Raw genomic sequence first — 13,773 nt, forward strand, 5'->3', positions numbered from 1 at the left:
TTAGAATATCTTTATTGTTTTATTTTCGTTAATTTTTAATATAAGAATTCCTTCTTTACCAGCTACATCTACAGATACTTCACGATCATTAACATTCTTTCTTGAAAAGATCATTCTACCATTAATATCATATAATTCTATATTTCGCATATTCTCTTTCGATTCTATTTTTAGTTTCCCTTCTGATTTTGTAATATTAATATTTTCTTCTGAAGATAAACTATTATTTAATCTTGCTTGAATAACACCAAGACTTGAATAAGCATATTCAAATGTTTTACCACTTTCATTTGATTTCATGATTTTAATATCATTATCAAACAAAGATCTTGAATTTTTAGTAATAGACAATTTTATATTTTGGAAACTTGCATTTTCACCATACGGATTTGAAACATAAAATTTATTAGCATTATTATTGATTATTAGCATACACGGATTATCTACTTTAACAACTAATCCGCTCGACAAATTTAAGGTATATGGTTTAAAAAAAGCAATATAATACTGAGAAGTTGTAGAATCATATACAGCATGACAAAATTCATTTTGAGATTCAATTTTTAAATTGCTTTTTGCTTTTGCTGCTTCACTTACAATAGTAGCATCCGTTACATTTGGCATTAATAAATACGCATATTTTAGTTTACTAGGATTAACACCATGATTTATATACATTTTAAAAAGATCATTTTTCGTAGAAATAGTATATGTATTACTATCAAAAGGTACATACCCAATACCAGAAGATAACACAAATGTATTAGCGTTATTTGTTATATCTACATTAGCACTTGGTTGGAAACGATTGTTATTTTGAAAATATGACACTTTAGACAAGTCTAAATTTGTTTGGTTAAGCGTTGTATACACATCCGCAGTTCCATTCGTTTGATATATTTCTGAACCTAATGCAAGCACTAAATCTCCTATAAAAAACCATGATTTATTAGCGGTTATACCTTGTTTATCATAGATCATAGCTGATGCTCCATTTTTTCCATCAGATACTCCTCCTGCAAAATCATTATTGTTTTTACCTTCTTTTCCCCAATTAGGTACAGGTAATGTTATTGTGTTTTGTTCAACAGTTGTTCCTGGAAATTGTCTTGAGTTAAATTTAGAAAAATATGTTCCATTGTATTCATTTCCTGTATGAATTGTGTAATTCACTCCTGCCCCAGCATAATAGTTATAATTACCTGAGTTATTACCTGCTTCAGCACCTACTGTTCTAGTTGAAGTCATTCGCACTGTAGATAAGAAATTTGATCTTTTATGTGCCATATAATCTCCTCTCCAGAACATTTTATTACCTTCTAAATCCTTTTTTTGACCTGACATTCTATCATGGGCATCTTGTAATGCTGATTTATTAGCTGTATTTAAGGCAACCATTTTAGTAACGATATTTTTTAAATCATTCATATACTCGAAAGTATTATTGTATCTTCCTGTTGGGTTAGGATCGTAATTTCCCGCATGAAAAAGATATTGGGCATGATCAATTACCATTTTTTCTAAATTCACTAACGTTTGAACATTGTATTGTGTTCCTTTTGTAAATACGAAATAATCAAGTACTGACTTTAAATATTCTTTTCCGTATCCAAAAGTGTATATTTGCCTACCGTTACCACTGTGACTATAAAATCCATAATCTTTTTCAATACCTTCTCCTCCATCTTGAATAGATGTTAATCTCCTCATCAAATCACTAAAATCTTTTAGTAATTTTGCATCTTTTTCTACTACTGCCGCAACAAATGCCCCTATGGTTTTATCTGCTCCATTAGCGCCTTCCATGTGGTCTTGTTGTAAATAAGCCCATTCTTGATAATCAATAATTTGCTTATAAAGAGCTGCATTTTGGGTTTTAATTTCTTCAATTACAAAGACAAGTCCTTTATTCATCTCTTTAGGATATGCAATATGTCTATACCACCAGTTTGAAGGAGTCTGATTTGTGGTAATCCAGAATTCTATAGATTTAATATAATCGTTATAAACAGATTGATCATGATAATATGTATTCTTCGAATTTGAATAAGCTTGGGCTAAACGAGATATTCTACTAAGGTGAAGTCTTAAATCCTCATCCTTTAATGTATAATCAATATCGCTAAAAGAACCGTCCGTCTTTAAGAGTAATCTAATAGCATCAATGTTCTTTTTATTTGGATTTAGGGTGTATTCACTTTTAATATTATCTAGCATTTTATCAAAATCGGTACTCTGCGCATTAATTCCTAATGCAAACAGAAAAAATAGAAAAATTGTTTGTCTCATAATTTTTTGAATTATAAAAACAGCCCTATATAATAAGTGCTTGCTTTTAATTTATTAATATTTGATTTATTTGTGTACTACAATATGTACAATAAGGAATACATATTGTAGTACTTTTATTTTTTTTAAAGTCTTTTAACGGAAATCATTCATTTAAAATAAGGGGTCATTTTAAATTTTTACGAATGATTTTGATTCCATTAATTATGTCTAGTATAAAGTTTAAATAAGAGGAAATGTTATATTCTAACAGAATATTTGCTCTAAAATTTTTATTGTAATTAAATAGGTAGGTTTTACACCTGTAGTTCCTAATCCTCCTGAAGCCAGTGTACTTCCTGTTTCTAACGGATTATCTGATGCGTAATACGCATAACGTACTTTTACATCGGGGTTGATGCTTTTACGTATTTTGGAAGCTGATTGAATAGCTTTTTGATAATACGCTCCTTCCATTTCTAAACCTATAGCTGCCCAAGTAGATTCGTGGAAGAATTTAAGCAAATCTCTATTTTGTAAAGAAGTTCCTAAAACGGTTATCATAGGACCTTCGTAGACTGGGATGTCGTTTCCTTCAAATAGTTCTTTTGTTAGTTCATTTTCAAAAGGATAATTATCAGCTGTTCCTTCATTAACATGTGAATTAGGGATCATAATATCTCCTTTGCCTCCTTCAAGGATTCCTGCTTTCCCCATGATGGAAACGGATTCTACATTCAAAAACACCTTCCCTTTTTCTGTCTTATAGGGCTTTAATAATTCATCAATTGTTTCAAAAGCTTGTTCACCAAAAGCATAATCCATTACAATTAGAACAGGAGCTTGAGTCATACTATTTGTTAAAGGGAAAGCTGTTTTTTTCCAATCAAATTTAGCTGTATCAAAAATCTGAACATCAATATTGGTTCCTGATGTATCGGGTATTGAAATCATACCATTTTGTAGAGCAAAATCTTCTACTTTTTTACGCAGTTCTTTATTACCAGATGCCGATAAATCTTCATAAATTTGGTACTCTCCTTTTCCTTTGTATTTAGAGGCTAAAACATAAGGTGCAAATACTGAATTCATTACACTGTGCATATTAGCACTAATGATATGAATCGGTCTTTCTAACAAATTATTATCAGCTAATTTCTTTTTAATGTTTGTTGCCCAAATATCTCCATAAATATGGTGTCCTAAACGTTCTCTTAAAATTGGACTAAAAGTAATTGTGCGTTTATTGTTATCAACAACTTCTTCTATTGCTAATTTTCCTAACCAATAGATTACATGCAAAAAACGATCTGGTTGTGACGCGTTTCCGAAAGAATCATAAATACTGTTTACTTCAGCAAAAGTTCTTCCTAACACATTAGCAGCATGAGAAATAGCTTTTTCACGTTCTATTAATGTTAATTTTTTGGTTTGTAATGCTGCTTGTTCTAATTTTTGCCAATCACGTGATACTTTTCCTTCATCATCAATTAACACACGATCTTTAATTTTGTGTGATTCTACAAAAATAAACGTCAAGTGGGTTAAAATATCATAAATATCTGAACGTCCTCTTGTAATTTCTACATTCATTTGTTCATCATCTATTCTGTAGCAATTTCTACGACGTTTAGGAGGAACAATAGGTTGAAAATGAGAATTAGAATAGCCTTCATCAGAAGTTAGGTTGATATAACGGCATTCTTCAATTCCTACAGGTAACCGTTCAATTACATACAATAAGCCGTTTAATTCTACTTTTTCTTCTGCAATGGAACCATAAATTTCTGGACGAAGTTCTAATAAAGCTTCGCGTAAAGTATCGCCTGAAACGCCCATCGGTTTATAAAACCCTCTGTTAAACAAATGTCTCATAGTAATGTACAGTCGTTCGATAGCCGCCGACGACTCTTGCGCTCTGGAGCGCGAAATGTTCTTGATTTCTATCATCATTTATATTTTTCTAACCTACAAATGTACCATTTTATTTGGGCAATTTATAATAAAAACGGATAAGAATCAAAGTACTTCACAATATTGTATTTATTTTAACACTTTAGATCTGGATAAAAAAAGCCCTTGAAGGCATGATATCTTCAAGGGCTTACAATCTTATTGAATTATTTTAGATTACCAAATTTTAATTCTATTTTCAGGTTTAACAAAGAGTTTATCTCCTTCTTTAATATTAAAAGCTTGGTAAAAAGCGTCTACGTTTGTAAGTGGTATATAGGCGCGATACATTCCTGGAGAGTGTGGATCTGTTTTTACTTGATTTTTGATTGCTTCATCTCTCATTTTAGAACGCCATATAGTTGCCCATGAAATAAAGAAACGTTGTTCTGGCGTAAAACCATCAATTGCAGCAGGTCTACCATTTTTACTTAAGAATAATTGTAATCCATCATAAGCGGCATTAACACCTCCTAGATCGCCAATATTTTCACCTAGAGTAAATTTTCCATCAACAAAAATACCTGGCAGTGGTTGTAAAGCACTGTATTGTGATGCTAAAGCATTTCCTAACCCTGTAAATTGTTTTAAATCTTCATCTGTCCACCAGTTTTTTAAATTTCCATCAGCATCATAACGAGAACCTGAGTCGTCAAAACCATGTGAAATCTCATGTCCTATTACGGCTCCAATTCCACCGTAATTTACTGCTTCATCTGCTTTGTAGTCATAAAATGGCGGTTGTAAGATAGCGGCTGGGAATACAATTTCATTATAGGTAGGGTTAAAATAGGCATTAACCGTTTGTGGAGACATGCCCCATTCTGTTTTATCAACAGGTTTATTTAATTTTTCTATATCATCTTGATACGCCCATTTTGCAACATTTTTCATGTTTTCAAAATAATTCCCACCAGCTTCCTTGGCTACAATTTCTAGTTTAGAATAATCTTTCCACTTATCAGGGTATCCAATTTTAATAGTTGACTTGCGTAATTTTTCAATCGCTCCTTTACGTGTTTCTGGAGTCATCCAAGGAAGTTTATTTATACGATTTTCAAAAGCTAGAAATACATTTTCAATCATTGCTTTTGCTTTTGCTTTTGCTTCTGCTGGGAATTTTTTTTCAACATATAATTTCCCTAATGCTTCCCCTACAGTGGCATTTACAACTTGTAAAGCTCTTTCTTCACGGGGTCTTTCTTTTAAAGCACCTTGTAAGGTTTTACTGTAAAAATCCCAATTTGCTTTTTCTATTTCAGTAGTTAATTCGCTTGATGATTCATCTAATAAAATCCAACGTAAATAAGCTTTCCAATCCTCTATCTTATTAGCTTTAAAAATAGCTTCTAAAGCTTCCATATATTTAGGTTGTGAAACAATAACTTGGTCTATTTTACCAATTCCTATTCCTTGTAAATAAGCAGCCCAGTTTACTGATGGTGTTAATTTTTGTAAATCAGCAACAGTCATCGGGTTGTATGTATTCCTCCTATCACGACGCTGTACTCTATCTAATCTAGGTCTAGCCATTTCTATTTCTAGAGCTAAGATTTTCTCTGCGTTTTGTTTTGCTAATTCTGGTTTTTCACCTAAAAATTGCAACATACGTGTTAGGTGTAAAACATATTTTTCACGTTTTTCTTTAGAATCTTTATCATCTGAAATATAATAATCACGATCTGGCAGACCTAAACTTCCTAAACTAATGTAAACTACGTTTTTATTAGAATCTTTAGCATCGGGACCAACACCTGCATTATAAAATCCTATACCGCCTTCTGGGGTTAATTCTGTAATTAATTTATTAAGATCTTGTACATTCTTAATAGCATTAATTTTTTCTAAATAAGGTTGTAAAGGTTTGATACCTCTTTTATTTCTTACAATGGTATCCATGTAGGTTTTATAAACATTTACTGCCTTTCCTTGATCTGATTTTGCATCTAAATTTTTAGATATAGCTTCTTTAAGGATTGCTAAAGCATCTTTATCTGTGTTAAAACGCAACTCATCAAAACTTCCCCAACGTGTTTTATCTGCGGGAATTTCTGTTTTATCATACCAAGCTCCGTTTACATAGCGAAAGAAATCATCTCCTGGTTTTACCTTTTTATCCATGTAATTTAGGTTAATTCCTGGTTTTTCTTGTGCTATAGCACTTATCGAAGTCAAGGATAATAGTGCCATGGCACTCCATACAGTTCTTCTCATATTTCTGTTTTCTTCTATATTATTTAATGACAGTTAGTATACTTTATCGCTTTTTTGTTACAATATATATTCAAAAATATTGTTTAGTCATCTTCTAAAAAACTAATTTAAGAAAGAATTAGTATTTTGCTCCTTAATTAGGTTTTATACCTTTGTATAAAGTTAAGTTATGTTATGATTGAAAGAATAAAAAAGTATCGTATTTTTCTCATTACACTAAGTGTAATTTCTGTGTTATGTATTTCTCTTTTTTATATGGTTTTAAAACCTAAGAAAACATTGCCTATTTATACCCCTTCAATGGTTAATCCTGAATTAGTAGATACTACTGTACAACATATTGCGAATAAACATTTGATTCCTGATTTTGCTTTTACTAATCAAGACGGAAAAATTGTAACTCAAAAGGATTATGAAAATACAATTTATGTTGCCGATTTCTTTTTTACAAGTTGTCAAACTATTTGTCCCTTGATGACGAATAATATGTCTTGGTTACAAGATCAAATTAAAAATAATCCTAAAGTTATGCTCCTTTCCCATTCTGTAACACCCGATATAGATAGTGTTCCTGTTTTAAAAAAATACGCATTAGAAAAAGGTGCTATTAGTGGTAAATGGAATTTAGTTACAGGTAATAAAAAGGATATTTATTATATTGCTAGAAAATCCTATTTAGCTGTTAAAACAGGCAAACCTGAAGAACTTTATGATATGGTTCACACAGAAAACTTTGTACTAATAGATCAAAAGAAGCGCGTAAGAGGATTTTATGATGGCACCAAAAGAGAAGAAGTAGAAAAATTATTAAAAGATATAGAATTTTTATGTACTGACGAAAAATAAAAATAAATTAACCAGCCCCAAATTATACATTATGATCAAAACATTAAATGGAGTAAGCACTTTACTTCTGCTTTTTAGTATTTTAACAAATGCACAAAGTAATCAACGCGTTGAAAATGATTTATTTTGTGAAAACCCTGCAACTGTAAAAATATTAGACTTATCCAACAAACAAATGACCAAGATCCCTCCTGAAATTGGCTATTTCGTGAATGTAGAAAAGTTATATCTCAAAAATAATTCAATTGTTTCCTTGCCTATTGAAATAACGAATTTAACCAAATTAAAAGAAATTTATTTAACCAATAACCTTATTCAACGTTTTCCTATTGAAATATGCAAATTAGCTTGTTTAGAAAAATTGGATTTGAATAAAAATAAAATGGAATATGTTTCTCCATCAGTCGCTAAGTTAAGTAAGTTAAAAAAATTAGATATTAGCTTTAATAAAATTTCTGATTTGCCTGTAGAAATGGCAGGTATGATTAATCTTACAGAATTAAATTTTTCCAATAATACGGTTAAAACTTTTTTCCTAGGTATAGAAAACTTGAGAAATTTAAAAGTATTAAATGCTGAAAAAAATAAAATAGAAGTATGTCCCGTGGAAATAGGACTACTTATGAACCTCACAACACTCAATCTAAATCAAAACAAAATAACAGTATTACCCGAAGAAATAGGTAATTTATCCAAATTAGGTTATTTGAATTTAGAAAAGAATATGATAAAAAAAATACCTACATCAATTGGTAAATGTACTATGATATCTTATCTTGATTTAGATGAAAATCAGCTACGTACTTTACCTGAGGAATTAAATCAATTATCCTTATTAAAAGAACTCTATTTAGGCACTAATCCATGGATTTCTTTTCCAGAGTCATTAAATCCTTTATTAGAAAAAATGCTTTATGGACAATCCGATGACGTAAAAAAAATAGTCACTCAAAAAAAAACCGCTGCCGACTAATCGTCGGCTTTTTTTATATAAATTAGTATATTTACCCATCAAAAACATATATAAATGGACTTTTTATACCAAGATCCGTATCCTATTTTAAAAGATGATACGCCATATAAAAAATTAACTTCTAATTATGTAAAGACAGAACAATTAGGAGATCGCGAAATCCTTAGTGTAGATCCTAAAGGATTAGAATTATTAGCCGAAGAGGCTATGAAAGATGTTTCTTTTATGCTTCGTTCTTCTCATTTAGAAAAACTTCGTAACATAATTGATGATCCAGAAGCAACGGATAACGATCGCTTTGTAGCTTATAACCTATTACAAAATGCTGTTGTTGCTGTAGATGGTGAATTACCTTCTTGCCAAGATACAGGAACTGCTATTATAATGGCTAAAAAAGGCGAAAATATATTTACAGGTACAGATGATGCTGAGTGGTTATCTAAAGGTATTTTTAATACCTACCAAAACAAAAATTTACGTTATTCGCAAATTGTCCCCATATCAATGTTTGAAGAAAAAAACTCAGGTTCTAACCTACCTGCACAAATTGATATTTACGCAAAAAAAGGAAACTCATACGATTTTTTATTTTTAGCAAAAGGTGGTGGTTCTGCAAACAAAACCTTTTTATACCAAAAGACAAAATCACTCTTAAATGAAAAATCATTAGATGAGTTCGTTCGTGAGAAAATCATGGATTTAGGAACGGCTGCTTGCCCTCCTTACCATCTAGCTATTGTCATTGGAGGCACTTCTGCAGAAGCTAATTTAGCAGCTGTTAAAAAAGCATCTGCTGGTTATTACGATAATCTACCTACATCTGGTAATATGTCGGGACAAGCTTTTCGTGATTTAGATTGGGAAACTAAAATTCAAAAAATTTGCCAAGAGAGTGCTATTGGCGCTCAATTTGGCGGTAAATATCTAGCACACGATGTACGAGTAATTCGTCTACCTCGTCACGCAGCTTCTTGCCCTGTTGGTATGGGAGTTTCTTGTTCAGCAGATCGAAACATTAAAGGTAAAATAACAAAAGACGGTATATTTCTAGAACAATTAGAAACCAATCCAAAACGTTTCTTACCCGAAACAGCTCCTCACCTAGAAGAACCTGTTACAATAAATTTAAATCGACCAATGAACGAAATTTTGGCTGAACTATCTAAATACCCTATTAAAACTCGCCTAAAATTAAATGGTACTTTAATTGTGGCACGTGATATTGCACACGCCAAAATTAAGGAGTTGTTAGATGCTGGTAAACCAATGCCTGAATATTTTAAAAACCATCCAATATACTATGCTGGTCCAGCTAAAACGCCACAAGGAATGCCTTCTGGTAGTTTTGGCCCTACTACTGCAGGACGTATGGATGTATATGTTGATGAGTTTCAATCTGTAGGCGGTAGTATGGTTATGTTAGCAAAAGGCAATCGTAGCAAAGATGTAACAAACGCTTGTCATAAATACGGCGGTTTTTATCTAGGTTCAATAGGAGGTCCTGCCGCTATTTTAGCTAAGGAAAATATCCTTTCTGTAGAAGTAGTTGATTTTGAAGAATTAGGTATGGAAGCCGTTAGAAAAATTGAAATAAAAGATTTCCCTGCTTTTATTATTACAGATGATAAAGGAAACGATTTTTTTGCTAATTTATAAAAAAAATAGACTTCTTTATTTCATTTTAGCGGACTTATTTTTATGTAAATTTGTCCGCTAAACTCTTTTAAATAAATGAAAAAAGTAACCAGCCTCTTTTTATTATTATCTGTTTTGGGTTTTTCTCAAAATTTTGAGGAGCATAAAACAGAACGAATAGCTGCATCTGAAATGAAAGTTGCAGCAAAAAAAATGAATTTAAAAGTAAATCCTAGTACCCAAAATTACGATTTAACTTATGGAAAATTAGAGTTTGATGTTGACCCTAACATCTATAATATTAATGGCAAAGTAACGCTAACTTTTAAAGCTTTAGAAGACATAAACACTGTTACTTTTGAACTTTCTAAACCTTTAATAGTTTCTTCTGTAAAAAAAGGAAATACTAATTTAAATTTTGTTCACAACGCCAATGGCAACCTTATAATTAATTTACCTACTATCCTTACAACTGGTAATAATGAAACTGTAGAAATAAATTATAACGGAGCTCCTTCTTTCACAAATGACGCGTTCACCTCTTCTACACACAACAATGTCCCTATCATCTATACTCTTTCAGAACCTTACGGTTCAATAGACTGGTGGCCTTGTAAACATGATTTAAATGATAAATTAGAAAGTATTGATGTATATATTACGGCACCATTACAATACAATAGTATTTCAAATGGTCTTCAGGTATCTAGAATAATTAATGGTTCAAATGCCACTACCCATTTTCATCATAACTACCCTATTCCTGCTTATTTAGTTGCTATTGCTATAACCAACTATACTATCAAAAATACAGGTACAGCAGGAGGCAACAACAATCCTCCTACTCCTACTTTTCCAATCATAGATTATATATATCCTGAATTTGACAATTCAAATACTACCAATTCGTTAGCAAAAACCATCCCTATTATGAATTTTTTTGAAACAAAATTAGGGGCTTATCCATTCAATACCGAAAAATATGGTCATGCTCAATTTTCTTGGGGAGGAGGAATGGAACACACTACGACTTCATTCATGGGAAGTTTTGATAGAAGCTTAATAGCTCATGAAATGGCCCATCAATGGTTTGGTAATAAAGTAACCTGTGGCTCCTGGAAAGATGTATGGCTAAATGAAGGACTAACGGAATATATGTCGGGTTGCTTAATTCAGCACTTAGATGGTGCAGCTAATTTTAATTCATGGAAATCTTCAAAAATCAGCAACATTACATCCGATAAAAAAGGTAATTTATATTTATATGATTCGCAATTAACAGATGTGAATAGAATATTTAGTAGTCTTATTACTTACGATAAAGGCGCTATGGTTACTCACATGCTGCGTTATATAATGGGGGATACTAATTTTTTTCAAGCACTACAAAATTATTTAAACGATCCTATTTTAGCCTATAAATATGCCCTAACCCCACAATTTCAAACACATTTAGAGACTGTTCATGGTAGTAGTTTACAAGAATTTTTTAATGACTGGGTATACAAAGAAGGATATCCTATTTATACTATTGGAGCATATAATTCAGGTATAAATCAAGCAAAAATAAAAATTGATCAAATACAATCTATTACTAATAGCTCTGAAACAGGATATGTTTCTTATTTTGAAATGCCAGTACCTATAAGATTAACATTAAATAATGGAACATATTTAGATTTAAAACTAAATAACACTTTTAATGGTCAGCTCTTCACAATAGATTTACCTGTAGGAACAGCTGTTACTCAGGTAACTTTTGATCCAAATAAAGATATTATTTCAAAAGGAAGCATTGCCTCTTTATCTAATGAAAATTTCGAATTATCTGCAAGTACAAACTTATTTCCAAACCCAAGTAAAGATCAGGTAAATATCCAATTACCTGATACAGCCAAATTACAAAAGGTTAGATTTATAAACCATTTAGGTCAAGAAGTCTTAAAAACGGATCAAAAAGAAATCAATATTAATCATCTTACCAATGGTCTTTATCAAGTATTAATACAGACTACAGAGGGTAATGCTCATAAAAAATTCTTAAAAAAATAAGACTCAATTAGATATTTTTAAAAAAGTAAGACGAAAGTCTTACTTTTGCTTTTATAGAAACACTAAAAAGTAAAAATGGATACACTCATTCAAATCGCACAAATTCTATTTATTCTTTCCGTTCTCGTTATTTTACATGAGTTTGGACATTATCTACCTGCTAAATTATTCAAAATACGAGTTGAAAAATTCTATTTATTTATGGATCCTTGGTTTTCCTTGTTAAAAAAGAAAATAGGCTATACTGAATGGGGAATTGGATGGTTACCAATTGGGGGCTACGTAAAACTTGCAGGAATGATGGATGAAAGCATGGACAAAGAACAAATGGCTCAACCCGCACAACCTTGGGAATTTCGTTCAAAACCAGCTTGGCAGCGTCTAATTGTTATGTTAGGAGGTGTAACCGTTAATATTATATTGGCTTGGTTTATTTATATTATGCTATTTACCACTTATGGTCAAAAATATATTGCTACAGACAAAATTCAAGAAAACGGATTGGCTTTTAGTGAAGTTGGTAAAAAAATTGGTTTTAAAAATGGCGATAAAATTATAGCTATTGATGGAGAAATAGTAAATAAAAATCTTAGAAAAGCAGGTATTGATATATTGTTTGCTAATACTGTTACTGTAAAAAGAGCTAACATTAATTTAGATTTACCTATAACAGACATACACAAAAGAGAAATCATTTCATCAGAGGGCAAAAACTTCATCTCTCCTAGATTAGAATCAGTAGTAGTAGACTCTATTATTCCTGGATTACCAGCAGAAAAAGCCAAATTACAAAAAGCAGATAAAATTATTTCTATTAATAATAATAAAATAAAATATTTTGATGAAGTAAAAGATATTTTACAAACTTATAAAAATCAAAAAATACAGCTGGGTGTATTACGAAAAGGATCACCCATTATCCTAGAAGCACAAATTAGTTCAGAAGGAAATTTGGGTTTTACAAACAAAATGCCTTCAGATGAAGAAATGAAAACAAAATACTTAGTAACAAATCAAATAAGTTTTTTACAAGCTATTCCAGAAGCAATTAAAGAATCTTATAGCCAGATTAAATATAAAATAAAAGAATTCAAATTATTATTATCACCCAAAACAGGTGCTTATAAAAAAGTAAAAAGCCCTATTGGCATTACAAAAATGTTACCTACCGTATGGGATTGGGAATTTATTTGGGGTTTTACAGCCATGTTTTCTATAGGATTAGCTTTCATGAACCTACTTCCTATCCCTGGTTTAGATGGCGGACATGCTATTTTTACCTTAGCAGAGATGATTACTGGAAAAAAATTAAATGATAAGGCCGCAGAAATTGTTCAAACCATAGGAATGGTTATATTATTGAGTTTAATGGCTTTAACATTTGGAAAAGATATTTTCGAAATAATTGCTCAAAAATTTTTTTAACTTTTTCGCTAAAAGTGTTTGTATAATTAAAAATCTATCTTATATTTGCACTCGCTAAAACGGCAATAACATTCCTCCTTAGCTCAGTTGGTTAGAGCATCTGACTGTTAATCAGAGGGTCCTTGGTTCGAGCCCAAGAGGGGGAGCAAGTTTTAGCAAACAAAAACCATGAGGTTATTCCTCCTTAGCTCAGTTGGTTAGAGCATCTGACTGTTAATCAGAGGGTCCTTGGTTCGAGCCCAAGAGGGGGAGCATTTTTTTAGCATTACACCAACAAGTAATGCTTTTTTTTATAAAAAAGCTAAGACAAATTGGATTATTCCTCCTTAGCTCAGTTGGTTAGAGCATCTGACTGTTAATCAGAGGGTCCTTGGTTCGAGCCCAAGAGGGGGAGCATTTTTTTAGCA

At 31.4% G+C, this 13,773-nt stretch carries 8 protein-coding genes and 3 tRNA genes; 8 read left to right on the forward strand and 3 right to left on the reverse strand.

The window, feature by feature from the left end:
- The 3 genes from NAB20_RS03080 to NAB20_RS03090 all read right to left on the reverse strand — a co-directional run bounded on the left by NAB20_RS03080 (position 1) and on the right by NAB20_RS03090 (position 6,411).
- Positions 1-2,289, reverse strand: coding sequence for a polysaccharide lyase family 8 super-sandwich domain-containing protein (locus tag NAB20_RS03080; protein ID WP_375605479.1), 2,289 nt, complete (start codon positions 2,287-2,289; stop codon positions 1-3).
- 246 nt (positions 2,290-2,535) lie between these two features.
- Positions 2,536-4,218 carry a DUF6909 family protein gene (locus tag NAB20_RS03085; protein WP_105196274.1) on the reverse strand — a complete coding sequence of 561 codons (1,683 nt, stop codon included), beginning with the start codon at positions 4,216-4,218 and terminating at the stop codon, positions 2,536-2,538.
- A gap of 180 nt (positions 4,219-4,398) precedes the next feature.
- Positions 4,399-6,411 carry a M13 family metallopeptidase gene (locus NAB20_RS03090; RefSeq protein WP_240668982.1) on the reverse strand — a complete coding sequence of 671 codons (2,013 nt, stop codon included), beginning with the start codon at positions 6,409-6,411 and terminating at the stop codon, positions 4,399-4,401.
- A gap of 198 nt (positions 6,412-6,609) precedes the next feature.
- On the opposite strand from NAB20_RS03090, the gene NAB20_RS03095 reads away from it, so the two are divergent.
- The 8 genes from NAB20_RS03095 (at position 6,610) to NAB20_RS03130 (ending at position 13,760) form a co-directional block, all read left to right on the forward strand.
- On the forward strand, positions 6,610-7,281 hold the full coding sequence (locus NAB20_RS03095) for an SCO family protein (protein ID WP_088391154.1): 672 nt from the start codon (positions 6,610-6,612) through the stop codon (positions 7,279-7,281).
- A 31-nt stretch (positions 7,282-7,312) separates the two neighbouring features.
- On the forward strand, positions 7,313-8,254 hold the full coding sequence (locus NAB20_RS03100; RefSeq protein ID WP_105196248.1) for a leucine-rich repeat domain-containing protein: 942 nt from the start codon (positions 7,313-7,315) through the stop codon (positions 8,252-8,254).
- A gap of 54 nt (positions 8,255-8,308) precedes the next feature.
- On the forward strand, positions 8,309-9,910 hold the full coding sequence (locus NAB20_RS03105) for a fumarate hydratase (protein ID WP_127823358.1): 1,602 nt from the start codon (positions 8,309-8,311) through the stop codon (positions 9,908-9,910).
- 75 nt (positions 9,911-9,985) lie between these two features.
- The gene (locus tag NAB20_RS03110) at positions 9,986-11,941 is read left to right on the forward strand and encodes a M1 family aminopeptidase (protein ID WP_127823359.1); all 1,956 of its coding nucleotides are present in this window, start codon (positions 9,986-9,988) and stop codon (positions 11,939-11,941) included.
- 75 nt (positions 11,942-12,016) lie between these two features.
- Complete coding sequence (rseP, locus tag NAB20_RS03115; RefSeq protein WP_105196245.1) at positions 12,017-13,366, forward strand: RIP metalloprotease RseP; 1,350 nt, start codon at positions 12,017-12,019, stop codon at positions 13,364-13,366.
- A 72-nt stretch (positions 13,367-13,438) separates the two neighbouring features.
- A tRNA-Asn gene (locus NAB20_RS03120) sits at positions 13,439-13,512 on the forward strand.
- A gap of 32 nt (positions 13,513-13,544) precedes the next feature.
- A tRNA-Asn gene (locus tag NAB20_RS03125) sits at positions 13,545-13,618 on the forward strand.
- A gap of 68 nt (positions 13,619-13,686) precedes the next feature.
- A tRNA-Asn gene (locus tag NAB20_RS03130) sits at positions 13,687-13,760 on the forward strand.
- Positions 13,761-13,773: the final 13 nt, after the last annotated feature.

This window comes from Flavobacterium davisii (assembly GCF_042182265.1).
In the GTDB taxonomy this organism is placed as follows: domain Bacteria; phylum Bacteroidota; class Bacteroidia; order Flavobacteriales; family Flavobacteriaceae; genus Flavobacterium; species Flavobacterium davisii.

Coding starts and splice junctions, on each gene's coding strand:
- NAB20_RS03080 (WP_375605479.1), bottom strand. CDS start 2,289: ATGAGACAAACAATTTTTCTATTTTTTCTGTTTGCATTAGGAATTAAT.
- NAB20_RS03085 (WP_105196274.1), bottom strand. CDS start 4,218: ATGATAGAAATCAAGAACATTTCGCGCTCCAGAGCGCAAGAGTCGTCG.
- NAB20_RS03090 (WP_240668982.1), bottom strand. CDS start 6,411: ATGGCACTATTATCCTTGACTTCGATAAGTGCTATAGCACAAGAAAAA.
- NAB20_RS03095 (WP_088391154.1), top strand. CDS start 6,610: ATGATTGAAAGAATAAAAAAGTATCGTATTTTTCTCATTACACTAAGT.
- NAB20_RS03100 (WP_105196248.1), top strand. CDS start 7,313: ATGATCAAAACATTAAATGGAGTAAGCACTTTACTTCTGCTTTTTAGT.
- NAB20_RS03105 (WP_127823358.1), top strand. CDS start 8,309: ATGGACTTTTTATACCAAGATCCGTATCCTATTTTAAAAGATGATACG.
- NAB20_RS03110 (WP_127823359.1), top strand. CDS start 9,986: ATGAAAAAAGTAACCAGCCTCTTTTTATTATTATCTGTTTTGGGTTTT.
- rseP (WP_105196245.1), top strand. CDS start 12,017: ATGGATACACTCATTCAAATCGCACAAATTCTATTTATTCTTTCCGTT.